The sequence below is a fragment of the Cellulomonas humilata genome, assembly GCF_013359775.1.
Lineage (GTDB): Bacteria > Actinomycetota > Actinomycetes > Actinomycetales > Cellulomonadaceae > Cellulomonas > Cellulomonas humilata.
This window is the reverse complement of sequence record NZ_JABMCI010000070.1, coordinates 380,071-402,351: the sequence shown is the minus strand read 5'-3', so window position 1 is coordinate 402,351 and position 22,281 is coordinate 380,071. Positions and strand designations below refer to the sequence as shown.

21 protein-coding genes and 1 tRNA gene are annotated in these 22,281 nt (G+C 72.4%); 10 read left to right on the top strand and 12 right to left on the bottom strand.

From position 1 onward, the window contains the following. Window positions 1-13 precede the first annotated feature (13 nt). A complete protein-coding gene (locus HP550_RS18980) occupies window positions 14-1,153 on the bottom strand; it encodes a hypothetical protein (protein ID WP_175349225.1) in 1,140 nt (379 codons plus the stop codon). Between the two features lie 3 nt (window positions 1,154-1,156). After that, on the bottom strand, window positions 1,157-1,732 hold the full coding sequence (gene dcd / locus HP550_RS18975; protein WP_175349224.1) for a dCTP deaminase: 576 nt from the start codon (window positions 1,730-1,732) through the stop codon (window positions 1,157-1,159). 274 nt (window positions 1,733-2,006) lie between these two features. Here dcd and HP550_RS18970 point away from each other — a divergent pair, with 274 nt between their 5' ends. From HP550_RS18970 to HP550_RS18960, 3 genes are all read left to right on the top strand, one after another. Continuing rightward, window positions 2,007-4,469 carry a glycoside hydrolase family 94 protein gene (locus HP550_RS18970; RefSeq protein ID WP_175349223.1) on the top strand — a complete coding sequence of 821 codons (2,463 nt, stop codon included), beginning with the start codon at window positions 2,007-2,009 and terminating at the stop codon, window positions 4,467-4,469. 28 nt (window positions 4,470-4,497) lie between these two features. After that, window positions 4,498-5,478: an aldose epimerase family protein gene (locus tag HP550_RS18965; RefSeq protein ID WP_175349222.1), complete on the top strand. Its 981-nt coding sequence runs from the start codon at window positions 4,498-4,500 to the stop codon at window positions 5,476-5,478. Between the two features lie 58 nt (window positions 5,479-5,536). Further along, window positions 5,537-5,610: transfer RNA gene (locus HP550_RS18960), tRNA-Gly, on the top strand. Between the two features lie 42 nt (window positions 5,611-5,652). Here the strand turns inward: HP550_RS18960 and HP550_RS18955 are convergent. Further along, window positions 5,653-6,069 (bottom strand): hypothetical protein, encoded by a 417-nt coding sequence (locus HP550_RS18955; RefSeq protein ID WP_175349221.1) that lies wholly within the window; start codon window positions 6,067-6,069, stop codon window positions 5,653-5,655. A 121-nt stretch (window positions 6,070-6,190) separates the two neighbouring features. Between HP550_RS18955 and HP550_RS18950 the strand changes: the two genes are divergently transcribed. Beyond that, on the top strand, window positions 6,191-6,772 hold the full coding sequence (locus tag HP550_RS18950; RefSeq protein WP_175349220.1) for a winged helix-turn-helix domain-containing protein: 582 nt from the start codon (window positions 6,191-6,193) through the stop codon (window positions 6,770-6,772). Further along, window positions 6,769-7,560, top strand: a complete 792-nt coding sequence (locus HP550_RS18945; protein WP_175349219.1) for an SRPBCC domain-containing protein — start codon at window positions 6,769-6,771, stop codon at window positions 7,558-7,560. Before HP550_RS18950 ends, HP550_RS18945 begins: the two co-directional genes overlap by 4 nt. Window positions 7,561-7,624: 64 nt before the next feature. Here HP550_RS18945 and HP550_RS18940 read toward each other — a convergent pair whose 3' ends face one another. Further along, entirely contained in the window at window positions 7,625-9,229 is a 1,605-nt protein-coding gene (locus HP550_RS18940) for a methyl-accepting chemotaxis protein (protein ID WP_343048268.1), read from the bottom strand. A 316-nt stretch (window positions 9,230-9,545) separates the two neighbouring features. Between HP550_RS18940 and HP550_RS18935 the strand changes: the two genes are divergently transcribed. After that, window positions 9,546-10,313 (top strand): ion transporter, encoded by a 768-nt coding sequence (locus HP550_RS18935; RefSeq protein ID WP_175349218.1) that lies wholly within the window; start codon window positions 9,546-9,548, stop codon window positions 10,311-10,313. Between the two features lie 4 nt (window positions 10,314-10,317). Here the strand turns inward: HP550_RS18935 and HP550_RS18930 are convergent, their stop codons facing one another. After that, window positions 10,318-10,923, bottom strand: a complete 606-nt coding sequence (locus HP550_RS18930) for a GNAT family N-acetyltransferase (protein ID WP_175349217.1) — start codon at window positions 10,921-10,923, stop codon at window positions 10,318-10,320. 73 nt (window positions 10,924-10,996) lie between these two features. Between HP550_RS18930 and HP550_RS18925 the strand changes: the two genes are divergently transcribed. Next, entirely contained in the window at window positions 10,997-11,236 is a 240-nt protein-coding gene (locus HP550_RS18925; RefSeq protein WP_175349216.1) for a hypothetical protein, read from the top strand. Here HP550_RS18925 and HP550_RS18920 read toward each other — a convergent pair whose 3' ends face one another. Both HP550_RS18920 and HP550_RS18915 read right to left on the bottom strand, forming a co-directional pair. Beyond that, window positions 11,237-12,346 (bottom strand): alpha/beta fold hydrolase, encoded by a 1,110-nt coding sequence (locus HP550_RS18920; RefSeq protein ID WP_175349215.1) that lies wholly within the window; start codon window positions 12,344-12,346, stop codon window positions 11,237-11,239. Between the two features lie 2 nt (window positions 12,347-12,348). Then, on the bottom strand, window positions 12,349-12,816 hold the full coding sequence (locus HP550_RS18915) for a nuclear transport factor 2 family protein (protein ID WP_343048267.1): 468 nt from the start codon (window positions 12,814-12,816) through the stop codon (window positions 12,349-12,351). A gap of 23 nt (window positions 12,817-12,839) precedes the next feature. Here HP550_RS18915 and HP550_RS18910 point away from each other — a divergent pair, with 23 nt between their 5' ends. Continuing rightward, window positions 12,840-15,425 (top strand): circularly permuted type 2 ATP-grasp protein, encoded by a 2,586-nt coding sequence (locus HP550_RS18910; RefSeq protein ID WP_175349214.1) that lies wholly within the window; start codon window positions 12,840-12,842, stop codon window positions 15,423-15,425. Beyond that, entirely contained in the window at window positions 15,422-16,336 is a 915-nt protein-coding gene (locus tag HP550_RS18905) for a transglutaminase N-terminal domain-containing protein (protein ID WP_175349213.1), read from the top strand. The genes HP550_RS18910 and HP550_RS18905 overlap by 4 nt, the downstream gene beginning before the upstream one ends. A gap of 1 nt (window position 16,337) precedes the next feature. Here HP550_RS18905 and HP550_RS18900 read toward each other — a convergent pair whose 3' ends face one another. The 5 genes from HP550_RS18900 to HP550_RS18880 form a co-directional block, all read right to left on the bottom strand. Beyond that, window positions 16,338-17,267, bottom strand: a complete 930-nt coding sequence (locus tag HP550_RS18900; RefSeq protein ID WP_175349212.1) for a hypothetical protein — start codon at window positions 17,265-17,267, stop codon at window positions 16,338-16,340. A 226-nt stretch (window positions 17,268-17,493) separates the two neighbouring features. Further along, window positions 17,494-18,021, bottom strand: a complete 528-nt coding sequence (locus tag HP550_RS18895; protein WP_175349211.1) for a DinB family protein — start codon at window positions 18,019-18,021, stop codon at window positions 17,494-17,496. A 63-nt stretch (window positions 18,022-18,084) separates the two neighbouring features. Further along, window positions 18,085-18,474 carry a DUF779 domain-containing protein gene (locus HP550_RS18890; RefSeq protein WP_175349210.1) on the bottom strand — a complete coding sequence of 130 codons (390 nt, stop codon included), beginning with the start codon at window positions 18,472-18,474 and terminating at the stop codon, window positions 18,085-18,087. A 61-nt stretch (window positions 18,475-18,535) separates the two neighbouring features. Then, entirely contained in the window at window positions 18,536-20,059 is a 1,524-nt protein-coding gene (gene exaC, locus HP550_RS18885) for an acetaldehyde dehydrogenase ExaC (protein ID WP_175349209.1), read from the bottom strand. Window positions 20,060-20,255: 196 nt separating this feature from the next. Next, window positions 20,256-21,512 (bottom strand): sigma-54-dependent transcriptional regulator family protein, encoded by a 1,257-nt coding sequence (locus HP550_RS18880; RefSeq protein ID WP_175349208.1) that lies wholly within the window; start codon window positions 21,510-21,512, stop codon window positions 20,256-20,258. A 137-nt stretch (window positions 21,513-21,649) separates the two neighbouring features. On the opposite strand from HP550_RS18880, the gene HP550_RS18875 reads away from it, so the two are divergent. Next, window positions 21,650-22,279 carry a TetR/AcrR family transcriptional regulator gene (locus HP550_RS18875; RefSeq protein WP_175349207.1) on the top strand — a complete coding sequence of 210 codons (630 nt, stop codon included), beginning with the start codon at window positions 21,650-21,652 and terminating at the stop codon, window positions 22,277-22,279. The last annotated feature ends 2 nt before the right edge of the window (window positions 22,280-22,281 follow it).

Here is a 22,281-nt window from a genome sequence, read left to right as displayed (position 1 = left end):
GGGGCAGCCACGGTCAGACGTCCTCGGGGTCGACCAGGAAGTCGGCCTCGTCGGCGATCTCCCCGCCGATCGCCCCGTGGACCGCGCGGGCGACGGCCTGCACCAGCGGAGCGGCGCGGGACCGGGCCACGCGGTGCTCGAACGACGGCCGCTCGGCCTCGAGCTCCTCGATGAACTGGGGCTCCCAGTGCACGCGGTAGGCCACGACGCCGTCCTGGGTCCACGCCAGGTCGCGCATCAGGGGCGGCAGGGTCGTCTCGACGCCGGCCTCGACCGAGAGCATCCCGTCGTGCCCCAGGTCCACGAGCACGCCGTACGCCTCGGGCACGGGCGGCACCGCGATCATCAGCTCGTCGAACGCCGACGCCTCGTCCATCAGGCGCTGGCGCTCTGCCTCGTCGTCGACCCCGTACCGGTCCAGCGCCGCGGACAGCCCGCGACCGCCGGCCTCGGCCACCCACCCCGGCCGCCCGGCCGCGTCGCGCCCGGCGCCCCGCTGCGGCCCGGTCCACGTGCCGGTCGCCTCGCTGAGCCGCGCCCTGGCCTGCACCGACTGGACCACGGCGAGCGCCTCCGCGGGCTCCAGCCAGGCGTCGGAGAGCACGGTCAGGTCGATCGCGCTGTCCACGTCCGGCGTGAGCACGGTGCCGTGCTCCCCGATCCGCACGGAGCCGCCCAGGCGTCGCGCCGCGGCCACGAGCCACTGGAGGACGCGCTCCTCCTCGCGGATCGGCATGCCCTCGGGGAACGCGCGCTTGAGCCCGTCGCGGTCACCGCCCGGGTACGGCTTCTCGCCGCGCTCCCGCGGGGCCACCAGCACGTACGCCAGCGTCGAGGTGGTCGGCAGGCCCAGGCTCACGGCGTCCTCGGCCTCGACGCGGTAGGGCCCGGTGAGCGAGGACAGCCGGGCCAGCCGCAGCGTGCGGGCGGGGGTGGTCGACGATCCCACGGCGCGGATGCCGAGCGCCGCGGTCATCGGGCCCATGATCCCGCGCGGCTGCGGGACCACGTCCGAGTCCTCCCAGCGCGCCTGCGCGAACCGGCTGATCGCCAGCACCTCGACCTCGTCGGCGCCCACGTCCTCCGGCAGCCCCAGCAGGTGCCGGCTGCGCAGCGCGGGGTCGCCGGCCTGGATGCGCGGCAGGCTCGCCATCGCTCAGACGTCCGTCCGGTGGAAGTTCTGCCAGGACCGCGACGCCGTCGGCCCGCGCTGCCCCTGGTACCGCGAGCCGTACTCCGAGGACCCGTAGGGGTGCTCGGACGGCGACGACAGCCGGAAGAAGCACATCTGGCCGATCTTCATGCCGGGCCACAGCAGGATCGGCAGCGTGGCCACGTTCGACAGCTCCAGGGTCACGTGCCCGGAGAACCCGGGGTCGATGAACCCCGCGGTCGAGTGCGTGAGCAGGCCGAGCCGGCCCAGCGACGACTTCCCCTCGAGCCGCGCGGCGATGTCGTCGGGCAGGGTCACCGCCTCGTACGTCGAGCCGAGGACGAACTCGCCGGGGTGCAGGACGAACGACTCGCCGGCGCCGACCTCGACCAGCCGCGTGAGCTCCGGCTGGTCGGCCGCGGGGTCGATGAACGGGTACTTGTGGTTGTCGAACAGCCGGAAGTACCGGTCGAGGCGCACGTCGATGCTCGACGGCTGGAGCATGGCCGGCTCGTAGGGGTCGAGGGCCACGCGGCCCGACTCGAGCTCGGCCTTGATGTCGCGGTCGGAGAGCAGCACGGGGCCACGGTAGTCCGGTTGGCCGCGCGGTCCGGGCAGGTCCGGTCGGTGGACCGGAGCGGGATCGCGGCCGCTCCGACCAGGATTTCCCCCTCGTTGACCCCCTGGCCCGTTCCCCCATGCGATCCGGGCGGCTATGCTCCTGTCCGGGAGTTGCGTGGGAGCGCTCTCGCACACTGATATCGCGCCGGAAGCACGACGCACCACCCGCACTGGTGCGGGGGGAGGTCGGGGAGCCGCAGGCGCCACTGCCGAGCACTCGAGGGGCAAGTCCATGCGGTACGGCCATTTTGACGACGAGGCACGCGAGTACGTCATCGAGACGCCTCACACGCCCTATCCGTGGATCAACTACCTGGGCTCCGAGCAGTTCTTCTCGCTCATCTCGCACCAGTCCGGCGGGTACTCGTTCTACCGCGACGCCAAGATGCGCCGCCTGACGCGGTACCGCTACAACAACATCCCCGCGGACGCGGGCGGCCGGTACTTCTACGTGAACGACGGCGGCGACGTGTGGACCCCGTCGTGGCTGCCGGTCAAGGCGGACCTGGACCACTTCGAGACGCGCCACGGCCTCGGCTACACGCGCATCACGGGTGAGCGCCGCGGCATCTCCGTCGAGACCCTGTTCTTCGTGCCCATCGGCGAGACCGCCGAGATCCAGAAGGTCACGGTCACCAACACGTCCGACGCCGAGAAGTCGATCTCCCTCTTCTCGTTCGTCGAGTTCTGCCTCTGGAACGCGCAGGACGACCAGACCAACTACCAGCGGAACCTGTCGATCGGCGAGGTCGAGGTCGAGCAGGACGGGCCGTACGGGTCCGCGGTGTTCCACAAGACCGAGTACCGCGAGCGCCGCGACCACTACGCCGTGTACGGCGTGAACACGCACGCGGCCGGCTTCGACACCGACCGCGACACGTTCGTCGGCGCCTACAACGGCCTCGGTGAGGCAGCGGTCCCCCGCAGCGGGAAGTCCACCGACTCCGTGGCGTCCGGCTGGTACCCGATCGGCTCGCACTCGGTCGAGCTCACGCTGGCACCGGGCGAGTCCCGCGCGCTGACCTACGTGCTCGGCTACATCGAGAACCCCGACGAGCAGAAGTGGGCCGACGACGCCCACCAGGTCATCAACAAGGAGCCCGCGCACGCGCTGCTGGGCCGCTTCGCGACGACCGAGCAGACCGACGCCGCCTTCGAGCAGCTCCGCGCGCACTGGACCGGCCTGCTGTCCACGTACTCGGTGAAGTCCGACGACGAGAAGCTGGACCGGATGGTCAACATCTGGAACCAGTACCAGTGCATGGTCACGTTCAACATGTCGCGCTCGGCGTCGTTCTTCGAGACCGGCATCGGCCGCGGGATGGGCTTCCGCGACTCCAACCAGGACCTGCTGGGCTTCGTGCACCTCATCCCCGAGCGTGCCCGCGAGCGCATCATCGACATCGCGTCGACGCAGTTCGAGGACGGCTCGGCGTACCACCAGTACCAGCCGCTGACGAAGCGCGGGAACAACGACATCGGCTCTGGCTTCAACGACGACCCGCTGTGGCTCATCGCCGGCGTGGCCGCGTACATCAAGGAGACCGGCGACGTCGGGATCCTCGACGAGCCCGTGCCGTTCGACAACGCGCCCGGCTCCGAGGTGCCGCTGTTCGAGCACCTGGTCCGCTCGTTCCAGTTCACGGTCGACAACCGCGGCCCGCACGGCCTGCCGCTCATCGGCCGCGCGGACTGGAACGACTGCCTCAACCTCAACTGCTTCTCGACGACCCCCGGCGAGTCGTTCCAGACGACGGAGAACCAGGCCGGCGGCCACGCCGAGTCGGTGTTCATCGCCGCGCAGTTCGTCCTCTACGGCGCCGAGTTCGCCGAGCTGGCGTCGCGCCGCGGCCTCCCCGAGGTCGCGTCGCAGGCCCGCAAGGTGGTCGACGAGGTCCGCGAGGCCGTGCTCGAGCACGGCTGGGACGGCGAGTGGTTCCTGCGCGCGTACGACTTCTACGGAAACCCCGTGGGCACCGACGCCAAGCCCGAGGGCAAGATCTGGATCGAGCCGCAGGGCTTCGCCGTGATGGCGGGCATCGGCGTCGACGGCACATCGACCGACTCCCCGGCCATCAAGGCCCTCGACTCCGTCGGCGAGATGCTGGGCACCCCGCACGGCCTGGTGCTCCAGTACCCCGCGTACACGACGTACCAGATCGAGCTCGGCGAGGTCTCCACCTACCCGCCCGGGTACAAGGAGAACGGTGGCATCTTCTGCCACAACAACCCCTGGGTGATCATCGGCGAGACCGTGGTGGGCCGCGGCGCCAAGGCGTTCGACTACTACAAGCGGATCACCCCGGCGTACCGCGAGGACATCTCCGACGTCCACAAGCTCGAGCCGTACGTGTACGCGCAGATGATCGCGGGCAAGCAGGCGTCGCGCGCCGGCGAGGCCAAGAACTCCTGGCTGACCGGCACGGCGGCGTGGAACTTCGTCGCGGTGTCCCAGTACCTGCTCGGCGTGCGTCCGGACTACGACGGCCTCGTCGTCGACCCGCAAATCGGCCCGGACGTCCCCTCGTTCACCGTGACGCGCGTCGCCCGCGGCGCCACGTACGAGATCCACGTGACCAACTCCGGCGTCGAGGGTGCTCGCGGCACCCTGACGGTCGACGGCACCCCGGTCGAGGGCAACCTCGTCCCGTACGCCGCCGAAGGCTCGGTCGTCCGCGTCGAGGTCACCGTCTGACCCCGCGGGGCGCTGACGGGATGCTGTGATGACGGCTGTCCAGGAGATCGAAGCGCTTCCGTCCGTCGTCGCGGAGCGGATGGTCACCCTCCGCAACGGGACCTGGGAGCTCGACGTGCTGCCGGCGACGGGTGCGTCCCTCGCCGGCGGGCGGATCCGCACCTCGGACGGGGTCTGGCGCGACCTGCTGCGCCCGACCCGGCGGACGGTGCTGGGCGAGCCCGAGAAGTGCTCCAGCTTCCCGATGGTCCCGTGGTCCAACCGCATCCGGGACGGCGTGCTGCCGTTCGGCGACCGCACCTGGCAGCTCCAGCGCAACGGGGCTGACGGCACGGCCATCCACGGCGCCGCCCGGCACTCCGCCTGGACGGCGACCGACCGCACCGAGACGCGCGTGGTCCTCGAGCTCGACACCACCGGCCTGGTCGGCGTGAACTTCCCGTGGCAGTTCCGCGCGCAGATCACCTACGCGCTGGCCGGCGACAAGCTCGTCGTCGGGACGTCGGTGCGCAACGTCGACCGCGAGCCGTTCCCCGCCGGGTTCGGGCACCACCCGTACTTCCAGCGCACGCTGTCGCCGGTGGGCACCTCGGCGCCCCCGACTCCGGGGCAGCCCGTGCTCGAGGTCCCCGCGCATCAGGGGTACTCGCTGGTCAACGCCCTCGCGTCCGGCCCCGCCGGCGCCCTGCCGCAGCGCGCCGACTTCCGGGTGGCCCGCCCGCTGACCTCGACGTTCGTCGACGACGTGCTCACCGCGTGGGAGCCCGGCGCGCCCGTGCGGATCAGCTACCAGGACCTCGGCGTGAGCGTCGACCTGCACGCCGACCCCGTCTACGCGCACCTGGTCCTGTACGCGCCCCGCAAGCGGCCGTACTTCGCGGTGGAGCCGGTGACCAACGTGAACAACGGGTTCTCGCTGCACGCCGCGGGCGTCCCGGGCACCGGCGTCTTCGTCCTGGAGCCCGGCGAGGAGCGCTGCGGCGGGTTCACGATGACGCTGCGCAGCTGAGTTCGCTGTCGTGACCGGTCCGGGTATGATTCCTGGCGGACCGATCACGACGGTCCACGCGGGTGTAGTTCAGTGGCAGAACTTCAGCTTCCCAAGCTGATAGCGCGAGTTCGATTCTCGTCACCCGCTCCATGTGTCTGCAGGTCAGGGCCTGCGTCGGAGGTGTCGGCGCCGTTAGAGCGTCGCGAAGCTCTCGATCCCGGCGAGCGTGAGCACCTCAGCGCCGACCTCGGGGCACTCCTGCGCGATCAGGGTGTCGATCTCGGTGCCGTCGGGCACCGCGCCCTGACCCTCGTACCAGCTGTAGAGGTTCACGGTCACGTTGGCCATCGCCCCCACCTCCGAGCCGATCTCCCGCAGCTGGGGCAGCTGGCCGGCGAGGTACTCGCACAGGTCCGCGCCGGAGACACTGCTCTCGGCGTCAGGTGCCGCACTCTCCTCGGCCTTCGGCGGAGCGCTCTCGGCCGACTCTGTCGCGGGCGGGGCGGACGGTGACTCCTCGGTGGGATCCGCGTTCGAGCACGCGGCCAGGCACAGCACAGCTCCGAGCCCCAACGACCACGATGACCAGTTCGTCCCGGTGTGCGCCATCCGGCGATCGTTCCACACCGGCCGCCGTCGGCCAGGGCGGGTTCGGACCAATCGTGCACGGCCTGCACCGGGTCGCGCGGGACCCTTGACAAGTTTTCTCGTCAAGGGCATCGTGATGCTCATGCAGGACGTCGAGGTCATCGAGAGCGCGGAGGCAGCCGCCGCCGCGCTGGATCCGGTGCGGGCCCGGCTGCTCAGCGAGCTGGCCGTGCCCGCCTCCGCCGCCGGGCTCGCCGCCCGGGTCGGCATCACGCGCCAGAAGGTCAACTACTACCTCAAGTCGCTCGAGGCGCACGGTCTGGTCGAGCTGTCGGAGGAGCGTCGGCACGGGGGCATCACCGAGCGGGTGCTCCAGGCGTCGGCGACGTCGTACGTCGTGTCGCCGGCGGCCGTGAGCGTGTCCGCGGCCGACCCCGACGCCAACGCCGACCACCTGTCGGCGGGGTACCTCGTCGCGCTGGCCGGCCGGCTGGTGCGCGAGGTCGGCGCCCTGGCACGCCGGGCCGGCACCTCCGGCGGACGCCTGCCGACGCTGACCATCGACACGCAGATCGGCTTCCGGTCGGCCGCCGACCGGGCTGCGTTCGCGGACGACCTGACCGCCGCGGTGCTCGACCTGGCCGCGCGCTACCACCACGACGACGGGCGCCTGCACCGGCTCGTCGTCGCCGCCCACCCCGTCCCAGAGGAGATGAACCCGTGAGCACGATCACCAACGTCCCGTACCGCCTGGAGTTCAGCGTCGAGGTCCCCGGCACCCCCGAGCAGGTCTGGGACGCCATCGCCACCGCCAAGGGCATGAGCGCGTGGTTCGGGCCGACCGAGCTGGAGGAGCACGAAGGTGGCTCCCTGCGCTTCGTCATGGGCCCCGAGATGGACTCGACCGGCCAGGTCACCGGCTGGGAGCCGCCGCGCCGCCTCGTCTACGAGGAGGACTGGGCCGCCCTGATGGGCAAGGACCCGGAGTCCCTCAGCCCGCTGACGTCCGAGTTCGTGGTCGAGGCGAAGTCCGGCGGCACCTGCGTCGTGCGCGTCACCAGCAGCGGCTTCGGCATCGGTGCGGACTGGGAGCAGGAGTGGTGGGACACGCTCGCTCCCGGCTGGATGCCGTTCTTCGACAACCTGCGCCTCTACCTGGCGCACTTCCCGGGCCAGGAAGCCACCCATCTGGAGGCCGCCGCCACCCACCCCGGAGACCCGGAGGCCCTCTGGTCGGCCCTGCGCACGTCGCTCGGCCTGGGAGACGAGGGCGCGACGGTCGACGTGCGCGGCGCCACCGGCACGGTCGAGCGGGTCGGCGAGCGACAGACGCTGATCCGGCTGACTGCGCCGGTGCCCGGGATGCTCAGCGTCTACTCGTGGGGCATGGGCGACGGCACCGCGACGGCGGGAGTCCGGGCGTACCTGTTCTCGGCCGACGCGGCGGACTACGTGCGGAGCGAGGAGCCCGCCTGGCAGGCGTGGCTGCAAGGCCTGTCGGTCCCTGCCTGATCCTCGGCGCGGGTGACCCCATCGCCCCGGGGTCACCCGCGCCGTCGGTCGGCGGTTCCGCCGCTCAGTACGTGAACGCCGCCAGCTCCGCCCGCAGGTCGGCGGACAGCCGCGCGAGCTCACCCACGGAGGACGCCATCTGCACCAGCGTCTGGGACGAGGATGCCGCGCCGGACGCCACACCGGAGATGTTGACGGCGATCTCCCCGGAGCCGGTGGCGGCCTCCGCGACCGAGCGGGACATCTCCTTGGTGGTCGCGGTCTGCTCCTCGACCGCCGCGGCGATCGTCGTCTGGTAGTCGTTGATCGACGCGATGATCGCGGAGATCTCCCCGATCGCGTCGACCGCTCCACCGGTGTCGGCCTGGATCGCCTCGACCTGACGGGTGATCTCCTCGGTCGCCTGGGCGGTCTCCCGCGCGAGCTCCTTGACCTCGCCGGCGACGACGGCGAACCCCTTGCCCGACTCCCCCGCCCGAGCGGCCTCGATGGTCGCGTTCAGAGCCAGCAGGTTGGTCTGCTCCGCGATCGACGCGATCGCCTTGACCACGTTGCCGATCTCCAGCGAGCTGGTGCCGAGCTTGCCGACCGTCGCACTGGTGCTCGCGACGACGCCCGTGGCGCGCTCCGCGACCCGGGCGGCGTCGTTGGCGTTCTGCGCGATCTCCCGGATGGAGGCGTCCATCTGCTCCGCCCCCGCGGCGACGGTCTGCACGTTCCGGGACACCTGCTCCGAGGCGGCGGCCACGACGCCGGCCTGGACGCTGGTCTCCTCCGAGCCGGCGGCGACCTCGCCGTTGGCTGCGGACAGCTCCTCGGCGGCGGCGGCCACGGTGTGCGACATCTCGATGACCTTGGAGATCACGGCCCGGAGCGCGGCCTGGGTGACGCCGAGCGCCGCCGCCATCTGGCCGATCTCGTCGCCGGAGCGGGGCGTCGCCGCGACGGTGAGGTCGCCGGTCGCCATCGCGTCGACGGCACGCTTGACGTCCACCACGGCGCGCCGGATCGACCCGGCGAGCAGGACGCCGAGCAGAGACGCGAGCAGGACGCCGACGAGCAGGATCGCCACGGTCCACCTCGTCGAGGCCGACGCCTCGGCCTCGACCCGGTCGGTGATCGCGTCCATCGACTCGGTGACCTGAGCATCGACCTCGGTCAGGCTGGCGATCATCGCGGCACCCAGGTCGGCAGCGCCGCCGGCGCGCACCTCGGCGAACAGCGGCCGGTCGTCGGCCATCGCGGCCGCCATGAGGTCACCGTCCACCATGGCGCGGTAGTTCGCCCACGAGGTCGTGAACTCGTCCCAGTTGGCCGGGAGGTCGCCGCCGTGCACTCCCTGGTACGCCGCCGCGAAGTCGCTGGACGCCGTGTCCATCGACGCGTAGGCGTCCTGCAGCTTGTCGAACTGCGCCTGCTTGCCCTCTCCCTCGTACGCCATCACCAGCGGGATGAACATCCGCACGGTCCACAGCGCGTCCTTGAGTGCCGCGAGCGATGTCCCGACGGTGGACTGGGTGGCAGCCATCTCGGTCGCGTCACCCTTGATGTTCTGCACCTGCACGACGGCGAAGGCGCCCAGTGCGCTCGACGCGATGGCGAACACGGCGACCAGTCCCAGGATCTTGACGCGGATCGAGGCGCGGGAGAGTCGGGTCGAGACGGACACGGGAGGGCTCCTGACGTGACAGTGGCGCCCGAGCGCACCGCAGGTGCGTCGCTGGCGACGTTGCACACGCGGGCACCTGCTCTGATCGGCCGGGGCCCCCTCGAACTGAGGGGTACCGGTGGGCAACCACGTCGCGCAGGGCCGGTCCCCACCCTCCTGGAGACCGGCCCTGCGACGTCATGACCAGAGTGCCCCCTCGTGCCCTCCGGAGTCAAGCAGTCTTTGACGCCCGTCACACGAGCGCCATGACGGGAAGGTGGTGCGACACGGAGTGCGGGGTACCGGTCGGGGCCAGGCCGGGTGCCACACTCGTCGCGTGAGCGCGCAGCGCAGCGAGCTGAAGAACATCGGGTACGAGATCTTCATCGGCGCGCTGTCGCTGCTGTCGATCTTCAACCTGGTCCTCGTCGCGGTGGCCCGGGGCGACGGTGACCTGCAGAACGTCCTGCTGGCGATGAACGCGATCTTCAGCGGCGTCTTCCTCATCGACTTCACCTACCGGCTCACCACCGCACCCTCGCGCAAGGACTACTTCTTCCGGCACTTCGGCTGGGCCGACCTGCTCGCCAGCCTGCCGCTGGCCCAGCTCAAGTTCCTGCGCATCTTCCGCCTGGTCCGCGTCTTCCGGCTCATGCGGGGCGTCGGCGGCCGCTCCGTCCTGCGGACCCTCGTGCGGGACCGAGCAGGCAGCGCGCTGTTCACGCTCCTGCTCACGGGCATCCTCGTGCTCCAGTTCGGCAGCCTCACGATCCTGCGCGTCGAGGTCGACGCCCCGGACGCCAACATCACGACCGCGTCGGACGCCCTCTGGTACACCGTCGTCACCATCTCGACCGTCGGCTACGGCGACCAGTTCCCCGTGACGACCGCCGGCCGGATCGTCGGCGCGATCATCATCGTGGTCGGTGTCGGCATCTTCGGGACGTTCACCGGCTACCTGGCCAACCTGTTCCTGACCCCGCGGAAGGCTCCCGAGCGGGTCGATGCGCTCACGCAGCTGCGGCACGTCCTCGACCTGCCGGGCGTCACGGTCGAGGACGTCGGTCGCGTGCTCGCCCTGCACCGCGACGGGCGCCCGGACTGAGCGCTCAGGTCAGGTCGAGCGTGAGCGTCCTGCCCCAGCCGTGCCGCTGCGCCTCCGTGAACCCGACGCGCGAGTAGAACGCGATCGCGCCCTCGTTCCGGCTGTCGACGCCGAGGTGCAGCCCGGGCACCCCGCGCTCGCGCAGCGCCGCCGAGAGCGTCTCGACGAGCCGGCGCCCCAGGCCCTGGCCCTGCGCGCGGGGGAGCAGGTCGATGTGCATGTGGGCGGGGAACCGGTCCGCCAGCGACTCGTCGGCGGCCGTCCACTCGTGGATCCGGCCGACGAGCACGTGGTCCTCGGTGCCGTCGTGCGGGTCCTCGGACAGCGGGTAGCGCGCCCGCAGCGTCGGCCACCAGGCCCGCTCGAGCCACTGCTCGAACCGCTGGGTGTCCGCTGTCGCCAGGATGTAGCCCGCCGGGCCGAGCTCGTCCACGACCACGAACGTCAGGCCGGGATCGGCGATCGGGTAGGGCCCCGCGTAGACGTGTCCCAGCAGGTCAGGATCGTGGTAGAGCGCCGTGGCGTCGCGACCCGCCTCGCCGGTGAGCAGGCAGATCCGGTAGAGCGCGGGCAGGTCGGACGGGTGGAACGGCCGGATGGCAGCGGGCATGATCACGACCTTCTCACGGGCTCACCCACCCTCGGGGTTCCAGGTCCAGGGTCAACCTGCCGATGACTAGGGTGTGACGCTCCTCACCGACACCACCCCCGACCTGATGCACCAGGCATTCATCGTCGCCGTCGGCAAGTGTGACGACGACGGGAACCCCCTGGGCCCCCTCTACAGCGTGCTCAGCACCGCGACCACCTTCCACGCCAGCGTCGTCGTCTCGACGCCCGAGGAAGCGTTCGCCCTCGCGCGCGACCGGATCGCCCTCCAGCCCGAACCCTGGGCGTGGGAGATCGTCAGCCTGCTGCACTGATCACCGCAGCGGGCGGAAGAACGCCCGCAGGTCGGCGAGGAGCAGGTCCGGCGCCTCGAGCGCCGCGAAGTGGCCACCTCGGTCGTGCTCGGTCCAGTGCACGAGCCGGTGGTCCCGCTCGTCGGCGCGCCGGACGGCGGGGTCGGTGGGGAAGAGCGCGCGGCCGAACGGGACGTCGTCGCGGACGCGGGTGCCAGGAGGAGCGACCCGGTTCTCGTAGTACAGGTGGGCGGACGTCGGGCCGGTGCCGGTGACCCACAGGAGCGTCGCCAGGTCGAGCACGTGGTCCCGACCGATCGCCTCTGCGGGGTCGTCGATCGCGGGGTCGGTCCAGTCGTGCAGCTTGTCGACGATCCACGCGAGCTGCGCGACGGGCGAGTCGGCCAGGGCGTAGCCGATCGTGTGCGGCCGGGTGGACTGCAGCGCGGCGTAGCCGGTGTCGGTCGCGCGACGGCGGTCGGCCCAGGCCAGCCGCTCGGACTCCGCAGCCGTCAGCCGGTCGTCCGGCCCGATCTGCGGCACGTCCAGGTTGCCGTGCACGTGCACGCCGACGACGCGACCGGGCGCCACGCGGCCGAGCTCCGGCGAGACCACCGACCCCGTGTCCCCGCCCGCGGCCCCGTACCGGGTGTACCCGAGCGAGTCCATGAGCACCGCCCACGCCCGGGCGATCCGGCGATGGTCCCAGCCCTCGGCCGACAGCGGGGTGGACCAGCCGACGCCGGGAAGGTGCGGGACCACCACGTGGAACGCGTCCGGCCCGGGAGCGGTCAGCGGGCCCAGCAGGTCCAGGTAGTCGAGGACCGAGCCGGGCCAGCCGTGCGTCAGCACCAGGGGCAGGGCGTGCGGGTCCGCCGAGCGGGCGTGCAGCGCGTGGATCGTCTGCCCGTCGATCTCGGTGCGGACCTGCTCGACCGCGTTCAGCCGCCTCTCGACCGCACGCCAGTCGTACGCGTCGTGCCAGTCCGCGACCAGTGGGCGCAGCTGGTCCGCGGGCACGCCACGCGACCAGCCGGCCGACTCCAGGGTCTGTGGCCAGCGGGTGCGGACGAGGCGGTCGCGCAGGTCGTCGAGGACCTCGCCGGGCACGCGGACCGTGAACGGCTGCACCGTCAGGCGTCGCCCGCCGCCGAGTAGGTCTTCTCCGGCCAGTACGCCCACTCCTCGAACAGCTCGGCGCGTCCGTCCGGCCCGAACTTCAGCACCCACAGGTCCTTGTACTCCTGCGGCTTGTCCCCGCCGTACTGCACCTCGACCCGGACCACCGCGTCCTGGCCGTCGGCCGCGATGACCTCGAACGTCATGGTGAACGGCGTGGGGTCCACCCAGAACCCCCGGATCGCCTCGATCCCCTCGAGCGGCTCGGGGTCGTACGGCGAGCGCAGGTACCGCGCGTCCTCCGCGAACAGGCGGTCGAGCCCGTCCACGTCCTGCGTGCGCCACGCGTGCTCGTACCGCTCCACCCAGCCCGTGACCGCATCCCTGCCCATCGACGCCTCCTCCGCTCGGATCGTGCCACCGAGTCTCCACCCGGCCACCCACAGCGCGCCGACCTGCGCGCCGACCTGCGCAGGAGGCACGGTCGTAAGACACACTCCTCTGTGTGACCGACCTGCTCTCCTCCCCGCGCCCCCTGGGCGAACCGGGGGCAGTCGACCACCGTGCCGACTGGTCCTGGCTCCCCGACCCCGCGGACGTGCCGACCGCGTCGGGCCTGGCGCGCGCCCGCGACGAGGCCGAGCGGCTGCTCGCCGACCACGGCGTCACGTACGGCGCGGACCAGGAGGACGGCGAGCACCCCTGGCACCTGGACCCGCTGCCGGTCATCGTCGACGAGCCGGAGTGGGCCCGCCTCGACGCGGGACTGGTGCAGCGGGCGGAGCTGCTGGACGCGATCCTCCAGGACGCGTACGGCCACCGGCTGCTGCTCAGCGACAAGCTGCTGCCCCCGACGGTCGTGCTGGGCCACCCCGGCTTCGTGCGCGCGGTCGACGGGCTGCGGCTGCCGGGCGGCCGGGAGCTGGTCCTCACCGCCACCGACCTGGTGCGTGACGGGTCGGGGGCCTGGTGCGCGGTCGCCGACCGGACCCAGGCGCCCTCGGGCGTCGGGTACGCGATGGAGGACCGGCGCATCGTGGCGCAGGTGCTCTCGGGGGTCTACCGGCAGGCGTCGATCCAACGGCTCGGGCCGTTCTTCCGCGCGCTGCGGCTGGCGCTGCGGGCCGTCGCCCCCGGTCACGCCGAGCAGCCGCGGGTGGTCCTGCTGACGTCCGGACCGTCCAGCGAGACCGCGTTCGACCAGGCGTACCTGGCCTCCATGCTCGGCCTGCCGCTGGTCGAGGGGTCGGACCTGCTGGTCCGCGACGGCCGCGTGTGGATGCGCGGTGTCGAGGGCCTGGAGCCGGTCGACGTGGTCCTGCGGCGCGTCGACGCCGAGTGGTGCGACCCGCTGGACCTGCGGCAGGGGTCACGGCTGGGCGTCCCCGGGCTGGTCCGGGCGGTGCGTGCCGGAACCGTCAGCGTGGTCAACCCGCTGGGCAGCTCGGTGCTGGAGAACCCGGCCCTGCTCACCTACCTCCCGCGGCTGGCCAACGCGGTGCTGGACCAGGACCTCGCGCTGCCGTCGGCCCCCACGTGGTGGTGCGGCGAGCCGCGGTCCCTGCAGCACGTGCTGACGCGCCTGGACCAGCTGGTCATCCTGCCCACGGTCCGCGGCACCGATGTGGGCACGATCCTCGGCTGGACCCTGAGCCACCGGGAGCGCGAGCAGCTGGCCGCCCGGATCAGCGCCGAGCCGTGGCTGTGGGTCGGCCAGGAGCCGGTGGGTCCGGCCGGTCCGACGATCGACGGCGCGCCCGTCGGCGTCGGCAGCGACCTCCCCTCCGCCGAGGGCATCGGCCCGGCCGACCTCGGACCGCGCGCGGCCGTCCTGCGGACCTACGCGGTGGCGCACCGCGCGACGTACACCGTGATGGCCGGCGGGCTGGCGCGCGTCGCGTCCGGGCACGTCGTCTCGTCGGCCCTCGGCGCCGCCGCCAAGGACGTGTGGGTGCTCTCCACGCAGCCGGACGCGCCGCTGGAGCCGTGGGTGCCGTCCGACGAGTCGTCGGCGAGCGAGGTGCCGGTCCCTCGCGGTCCGGCCACGGGCATCTCCCCGCGCACCGCGGAGAACCTGTACTGGATGGGCCGCTACGCCGAGCGCGCGGAGGACGCCAGCCGGGTGATGCGCGTGGTCGTCGACCGCTGGGACGACTTCCACCAGCGTCCGGGCTCGGCGGGCGGGCGCGCGCTCGCGGTGCTCCTCTCGTCGCTGACGTCCACCGAGCAGTCGACGCCCGCGTTCCGGGACCTGGTGCTGGATCCCCAGACGTCCGGCACGGTCGCCCGCTCGGTCCGCCGCCTGGCCGCGTCGGCCGCCGCGGTCCGCGACCAGCTCTCGACCGACACGTTCGGACCGCTCGCCCGCATCGAGCGTGCGCTGCGCGACGAGCGCAACAAGACCCGCGGCCGCACGCCCGGCACGGACTCGCTCGACCTCGGGGTGGTCAGCGGGAACGCGGCGACGGCCGGGCTGCGACCCGTGCTCGACAAGGTGCTGGAAGGCCTGCTCGCCATCGCCGGCATCACGGCCGAGGGGCTGGTGCGGGACGTCGGCTGGCAGTTCCTCGACGCCGGTCGGCGCATCGAGCGCGCGCAGCACCTGGTGGAGAGCCTGCTGGCCACCGTGGTGCAGCAGCGGCCCGCCGACGTGGACTCGGTGGTCCGCGAGTCGGTGCTGCTGGCGCACGAGTCGGCCATCACCTTCCGGCGTCGCCACCAGACCGGCGCAGGCCTGGCGGAGGTGCTCGAGCTGCTCCTCCTCGACCCCACCAACCCCCGCTCGCTGGCCTACCAGCTGGACCGGCTCCAGGAGTCGCTCGCGCTGGTCCCCCTGGCCGGCCGCGCACCCGACCAGCGCGACCACCTGCTGTCCGACGTCGTCGACCTGCTGGCCGAGGTGGACCCCGTGGCGATCGCCGGCGCGGTCACCGAGGACGGGCGGCGCGCGCGGCTGGCGGAGGCCCTCGAGTCGATGCTCTGGCGGCTGCACGCGGCGGCCGACGAGATCGAACGCGTGCACTTCGTCCGGCTGGCCCCGAGCCGCGCGCTCGAGGACCCGTGGGACGCCCGGGACGGTGGTGGCGAGTGACCCGCACCTACGACCTGGTGCACCGCACCACGTACACCTACGCCAACGTGGTGACCGACTCCTACGGACGCACGACGATGACCCCGCGGGACGTGCCCGGGCAGGCCTGCCTGTCGACGACCGTCGAGATCGAGCCGTCGCCCTCCGACACCGCCGCGCACGTGGACTACTGGGGTAACCGGACCACCTACTTCGGGGTCACGACGCCCCACACCCGGCTGGTCGTCACCGCGCGCTCCACCATCGAGGTCACCCGGCACGCCCCCGACCCCGCGGCGCTGCCGACCGTCGGGTGGCACGAGGTCGCGCGTCGCGTCGCGACCGGCGAGGTCGGTCGCCTGGACCCGAGCATCGTCGACCTGCGCGAGGCCATGCTGCCGTCCCCGCACGTGGCCTTCGCCGACGAGGTGCGCGACTGGGCCGCCCCGACGTTCGAGACGGACCGGCCGGTGGTCGAGGTGCTGGTCGAGCTGGCGCACCGGATCCGCACGGAGATCGCGTACCGCTCCGGCTCCACCACGGTGCACACGACGCAGGCGCAGCTGCTCGCGCAGAAGGCCGGGGTCTGCCAGGACTTCGCGCACCTGATGATCGCCGCGCTGCGCCTGCACGGGCTGCCCGCCCGGTACTCCAGCGGCTACATCGAGACGCGTCCGGCCCCCGGGCGGGAGAAGCTCCGGGGCGCCGACGCCTCGCACGCGTGGGTGTCGGCGTGGGTCCCCGGCGCCGGCTGGGTGGAGGTCGACCCCACCAACGACCAGCTGGTGGACGACCGGTACGTGCTGCTCGGCTGGGGCCGCGACTACGACGACGTGCCGCCGCTGCGCGGGGTCATCTTCACCGAGGGCTCCGGCTCGCGCCTGACCGTGTCCGTCGACCTGGTCCCGTCCGGCGCGGAGCCGTACCTCTGACCTAGCGTCGCGCGGTCGCCCGGTCCCGCAGCTCGTCGGGCGACACGACGAACCCGCCGTTGTCCACGACCGTCCCGCCGACGGCCCGCCACAGGGCGGCCGCGACGCGCGCGATCGACGGCTGCACCCGCGACCGGGCGATCAGATGCAGCTGCGACGGGTGCTCGTTGCGCAGCTCGGCCGGCTCGGGCGGCTGCCAGCTGACGTGGTACGACCAGGGCCCGAACTCCCGCCAGTCCAGCCGGGACAGCGCCACGGGGACCTCGCTGGAGCGGCCGGTCTTCACGGTGATCGCGCCGTCGTACTCGAACGTCGCGGTCACGGAGAACGTCGGCGGGCCGGAGCTGCCCTCGGCCTGCTGCGGGCGCGGGACGTCGGTGGGGCCTACCCGCGCGCCGGTCATCGCCGGCCGCACGAGGGGGAGCGCGTCCTGCGCGGACAACGGGATGGGCGACCAGAGGGTCAGGTCGATCGCGGAGCCGGGATCGGGCACGACGACCTGGGTGCGCTCCGCCGGGACGATGCTGCCGGCGGCACGGCGGGCGGCCGCGGACATCCAGCCGTAGACCAGGTCGAGCGACGCGCGCGGGTCGGCGGGCACGAGGGCGTACAGGTCGACGTCCTGGGGTGACAGACCGGCGGCCTGCGCGTCCGCGGGGCCGGCGGGCGTCGGACCCTCGAGCGAGGCGGCTCCGTCCAGCCGCAGCAGGCCCGGCGTCGGCTCGGCCACGTCGGCGACGATGCCCCGGAACCGCGCGCCGGTCATGGGTCGCGCGCTCGCCGAGGCCTGCGCGGCGGTCACCGGCTCGCGGCTCCATGCCGCGTCGGGGAACCACGCGGTGGCCATCGCGACGACGTCGGCGCCGCGCGGCACGACGAGGACGTGGCGGCCGTCGAGCTCCCTCGGGAGGACGACCAGCGGCAGGATCATGCGGCCGGACGGTACACAGGTTGTGATGCGGGCGTGTTACGTCCCGGCGCGCCTGCTCGGCGAGTCTGCGCTGGTCACCGGGTTATCCACAACTTAAACGTTGTTGCTCACGTCTGTGGACGGACGTTGTGGACAAAACTCCAGGTCGCTCTGCTCCTGCGTTCCGCTGCGGGCGGGTGCGCTGGCGCGCCCCCACCCTCCGCTGCACTCCGGACCAACGCTCCCGTCACCCGTGGACGTCGTGGAGGTGGTGGACGACGTCGTGCAGGAAGTACTGGCCGAGGGTCAGCACGGTGAACTCCGACCCGTTCGAGCGTCGGCCCGCCCGGTCCCACTGCGGGTCGGCCACCGAGTCGAACCGGTCGGCGACCACCTCGGCCGCGTCCGCCAGCTCGTCGGCCACCACGAGCGGGTCCTGGAGGTCGTACCGGTCCGCGAGCGCCGTGGCGTCCTGGTCCCAGTTCTCGAACAGCGGGTCGTCCTGCGTGAGCAGCAGCTCGAGACGGCCGTCGAAGATCCGCAGGACGTCCCGCACGTGCGCGCCGTACTCGAGGGTCGACCACGTGGTCGGCGCCGGCCGCACGCGGGCGTCGGGGCGGTGCAGGGCGGACACCCATCGCGGCGTGAGGTCCCGGACGGTGCCGCCGATGGCCGGCCCGTCGACGTCGGTCGCGGTGAACCCGCACTCGGGGCAGCGCTGCGACAGCACCCACGTCCAGTCCTTGGTGTCCGGCTGGATCTCCTCGTTGCTCATGCACGGCACGCTAGACGACGGACCGCCGGATCGTCCGCCACCGACCATCGAGTTCCCGCCAGCTCAGAGCACCCCCGCGGCGCGCAGGTCCCCCACCTCCTCGTCGGTGAGCAGCCGCGACCGGATCATGAACCGGACCCCCTCGGGTGCCTCCAGCGAGAACCCGGCCCCGCGGCCCGGAACCACGTCGACCGTGAGGTGCGTGTGCTTCCAGTACTCGTACTGCGCCTTGCTCATCCAGAACGGCACCGCGCCGCCGTCCCCGAGCGCGAGGTCGCCGAGGTAGGCGTCGGCGTCGCCGGTCAGGAAGTCCCCCTGCGCGAAGCACATCGGCGACGACCCGTCGCAGCAGCCCCCCGACTGGTGGAACATCAGCTCACCGTGCTGCGCGCGCAGCTGCCGCAGCAGTCTCGCCGCGGCGTCGGTGAGATCAACCCGGTCCGCCATGGTCATCGACCCTCCCTCTCGTCGGGCGTGGGCTCCCCGCCGGCCCACGCCCGACGCACCGGACCTGTCAGAAGAAGCCGAGCTTGGCGCCCGAGTACGACACCAGCAGGTTCTTGGTCTGCTGGTAGTGGTCGAGCATCATCTTGTGGTTCTCGCGTCCGACGCCCGAGCCCTTGTAGCCGCCGAACGCGGCCGCCGCCGGGTACGCGTGGTAGCAGTTGGTCCAGACGCGGCCCGCCTGGATGTCCCGGCCCGCGCGGTAGGCGATGTTCGCCTCCCGGGTCCACACGCCGGCACCCAGGCCGTACAGGGTGTCGTTGGCCATGTGGATGGCGTCGGAGTAGTCGGAGAAGCTCGTCACCGCGACCACCGGCCCGAAGATCTCCTCCTGGAAGATCCGCATCGAGTTCTTGCCCTCGAAGATCGTCGGCTGCACGTAGTAGCCGTCGGCGAGGTCGCCGTCCAGGTGCCTGCGCCCTCCGCCTGTGAGCACCTTGGCGCCCTCGGCCTTGCCGATGTCGATGTAGCTGAGGATCTTCTCGAGCTGGTCGTTGGACGCCTGCGCGCCGATCATCGTCTCGGTGTCCAGCGGGTTGCCCTGCACGATCGCCTCGGTGCGCGCGATGGCGTCGGCCAGGAAGCCGTCGTAGATCGACTCCTGGATCAGCGCCCTCGACGGGCACGTGCAGACCTCGCCCTGGTTGAGCGCGAACATGCCGAAGCCCTCGAGCGCCTTGTCGTAGAACTCGTCGTTCGCGCGCGCGACGTCCTCGAAGAACAGGTTCGGGCTCTTGCCGCCCAGCTCCAGGGTCACCGGGATGATGTTCTGCGACGCGTACTGCATGATCAGCCGGCCGGTCGTCGTCTCGCCGGTGAACGCGATCTTGCGGATCCGCGGCGACGACGCCAGCGGCTTGCCGGCCTCGACCCCGAACCCGTTGACGATGTTGAGCACACCTGCCGGGATGAGGTCCCCGACGAGGTCCATGAGCAGCAGGATCGACGCGGGCGTCTGCTCGGCCGGCTTGAGCACCACGCAGTTGCCCGCCGCGAGCGCCGGCGCCAGCTTCCACGTGGCCATGAGGATCGGGAAGTTCCACGGGATGATCTGCCCGACCACGCCGAGCGGCTCGTGGAAGTGGTACGCCACGGTGTCCTCGTCGAGCTGCGAGATCGACCCCTCCTGCGCCCGGATCGCCCCCGCGAAGTACCGGAAGTGGTCGATCGCCAGCGGGATGTCGCACGCGAGGGTCTCGCGCACCGGCTTGCCGTTCTCCCACGACTCCGCGACGGCGAGCATCTCGAGGTTCTGCTCCATGCGGTCGGCGATCTTGTTGAGGATCACCGCGCGCTCGGTCGGGGACGTCTTGCCCCAGCTGCGCGCCGCGCCGTGGGCCGCATCGAGCGCCCGCTCGATGTCGTCGGCGTCCCCCCGGGCGACCTCGCAGAACGTCCTGCCGGTCACGGGGCTCGGGTTCTCGAAGTAGCGGCCGGCCGCCGGGGCGACGAACTCGCCGCCGATCCAGTGGTCGTAGCGGTCGCGGTACGTGGCGATGCTCCCGGGCGTCCCGGGTGCTGCGTAGACGGTCATCGCGCCTCCTGGCAGTTCCTGGCCGCGGCACCGTTGCCGCGTCCGAGTCGGACGCTAGGTCGGCCGAGGTTGCAGGAGGGTTGCAGCCGGGGCTCGCGGGCGCGAGAACAACCTGGGTCGCGCCAGTGGCCCGCAGAACGCGACCCAGGTTGTTCTCGGGCAGCGGCGGACGGGGGCGGCGGACGGGCAGCGGACGTCAGGTCCGGCGGGCCGGGGGCGGGTCCAGCCGGCGGCCCAGCAGGTCGAGGCGGCCCGCGGCGCGCACGTGCACCGGGGAGCCCTTCGGCGCCAGCCACGCCAGACGCTCCCACGCCTGCCAGTCGTCGGCGCCCTCGTCGGACGCGACCCACCGGCTGACGACGCCCGGCAGCGGACTGGCCAGCACCGCGGCGCGCAGGTCGGCCGAGAGCTCCTCACGGATCCGCTCGATGCCCGGTGCGACCGACCGGGGCAGCACCGGACCGGGGTAGGAGGCCAGTGCCGAGTCGGGGTCGCCGGCGGCGAGCAGCTCCTGGACCCGGTCCGCGTCGGTGCGCAGCGGGCCGGTCAGCCGGTAGGGCCGGGACTCGCTGAGCAGGGGGCCGACGAGCCGCCGCAGCCGCGACACCTCGGCGCGGACGGTCACGTCGGAGAGCTCGTGCTCGCTGAGCAGCACGGCGAGCTCGTCGGCGGACAGGCCCGCCGGGTGGCGCGCGAGCAGCAGGAGGATCTCGGCGTGCCGCAGGCTGAGGCGGACGTCCGAGCCGGCCACGTGCAGGAGCGGGGTGCCGAGCACCCGCAGCCGCGACGGGGTCGGCGCGGACCGCCCGGCGAGGAACGGGCGGGCCACGACACGTGCGAGCTCGGCCTCGACCGCCGCGACCGTCGCTCTGACCAGGGACATCACGAGTGCCGACGCCACCGCCGGTCCCCCGGTCACGTCGAGCACCCCGAGCACCTGGCCGGTCGGGGAGTGCACCGGGGCGGCCGCGCAGTTCCACGGCTGGACCTTGCGCGCGTAGTGCTCGCTGCCCACCACCTGCACCGGCCGGTCCGTGGCGAGCGCGGTGCCGGGGGCGTTGGTGCCGGCGCAGTCCTCGCGCCAGACGGCCCCCTCGACGAACCCGACCCCCTCGACCCGGCGGCGCAGGGCGCGGTCGCCCTCGACCCACAGGAGCCGGCCGACGTCGTCGGTCAGCGCCGTGACCCAGCCGGCGTCGGATCCCGGGGCCACGAGGAGGTCGCGGACCACGGGCATCGCGACCGCGAGCGGCAGCCCGTTCCGGTACCCGTCGAGGACGTTCCCGGCCATGTCGACCGGCGCGTTCTGCACCTCCGGGTCGACCCCGCTGCGCAGGCTCCGGCGCCACGAGTCGGCGACCAGGGTCCGGACGGTCCTGTCAGGGGCGCGGCCGGTGGTGACGAACCGCTCGTGGGCAGCGCGCAGACGAGCGGTGTCGGTGAGGTCCGTCATCGGTCTCCCCTCGACGTCGTCGTCGAGATCGTGCACGCGCGCGGCGGCCGACCGGCCCCCGCGCTGTAGGCAGTGTACGAAGATCCCGCTCGATCGGCCCGTGCGCTTTTGGTGACAGAACGTGCGATGATGTCACGATGCCCAAGATCATCGGCGGCTCCCTGCACGAGCACCGGGAACAGACGCGCCAGAAGCTCTTCGCGGCGCTCTCGGCACTCATGGCCGAGCAGGGGTTCGACGCCATCACGCTGGCGGAGATCGCGTCCGCCGCCGGCGTCGGTCGCACGGCTGTCTACAACCACTTCCCCGACAAGGAGTCCCTCCTGCTCGGGTTCATCACGCACGAGACCGAGCAGTACGCGGCCACGCTCCAGCGCTCGCTCGACGACATCGAGGACCCGACCGAGCAGCTCCAGACCTACGTCCGCCAGCAGGCCGCGCTGACCCGCGTCTACCACCTGGCCCCCGGGCCGGAGCTGCGGTCGGTCCTGTCCCGCGGCACCCAGCAGCGCGTCCGGGAGCACGTGATGGTGGTCGAGCAGATCCTGCGCCGGATCCTCGCGGCCGGCATCGAGTCCGGCGCGTTCCCCGCGCAGGACCTGGACGTCACGGTTCCCCTGGTCAACGCCTGCCTGTCGGGGCGCGGCGTGCCCTCCGAGGGGCCCGAGCGCGAGCGGGCGATCGAGCAGACCGAGGCGTTCGTGCTCCGCGCCGTCGGGGCGACCGCCTCCGTGCCTCTCTCGGCGCCGTCCTTCGTGTCGGCCTGACC

What these genes read in the sequence shown, in the direction of transcription:
- HP550_RS18890 (WP_175349210.1), bottom strand. Translation starts at nt 18,474, where the DNA reads ATGACCATGGCGGACCGGGTTGATCTCACCGACGCCGCGGCGAGACTG.
- HP550_RS18930 (WP_175349217.1), bottom strand. Translation starts at nt 10,923, where the DNA reads ATGCCCGCTGCCATCCGGCCGTTCCACCCGTCCGACCTGCCCGCGCTC.
- HP550_RS18880 (WP_175349208.1), bottom strand. Translation starts at nt 21,512, where the DNA reads ATGACGGACCTCACCGACACCGCTCGTCTGCGCGCTGCCCACGAGCGG.
- HP550_RS18875 (WP_175349207.1), top strand. Translation starts at nt 21,650, where the DNA reads ATGCCCAAGATCATCGGCGGCTCCCTGCACGAGCACCGGGAACAGACG.
- HP550_RS18980 (WP_175349225.1), bottom strand. Translation starts at nt 1,153, where the DNA reads ATGGCGAGCCTGCCGCGCATCCAGGCCGGCGACCCCGCGCTGCGCAGC.
- HP550_RS18970 (WP_175349223.1), top strand. Translation starts at nt 2,007, where the DNA reads ATGCGGTACGGCCATTTTGACGACGAGGCACGCGAGTACGTCATCGAG.
- HP550_RS18900 (WP_175349212.1), bottom strand. Translation starts at nt 17,267, where the DNA reads ATGATCCTGCCGCTGGTCGTCCTCCCGAGGGAGCTCGACGGCCGCCAC.
- HP550_RS18950 (WP_175349220.1), top strand. Translation starts at nt 6,191, where the DNA reads ATGCAGGACGTCGAGGTCATCGAGAGCGCGGAGGCAGCCGCCGCCGCG.
- HP550_RS18895 (WP_175349211.1), bottom strand. Translation starts at nt 18,021, where the DNA reads ATGAGCAACGAGGAGATCCAGCCGGACACCAAGGACTGGACGTGGGTG.
- exaC (WP_175349209.1), bottom strand. Translation starts at nt 20,059, where the DNA reads ATGACCGTCTACGCAGCACCCGGGACGCCCGGGAGCATCGCCACGTAC.
- HP550_RS18965 (WP_175349222.1), top strand. Translation starts at nt 4,498, where the DNA reads ATGACGGCTGTCCAGGAGATCGAAGCGCTTCCGTCCGTCGTCGCGGAG.
- HP550_RS18955 (WP_175349221.1), bottom strand. Translation starts at nt 6,069, where the DNA reads ATGGCGCACACCGGGACGAACTGGTCATCGTGGTCGTTGGGGCTCGGA.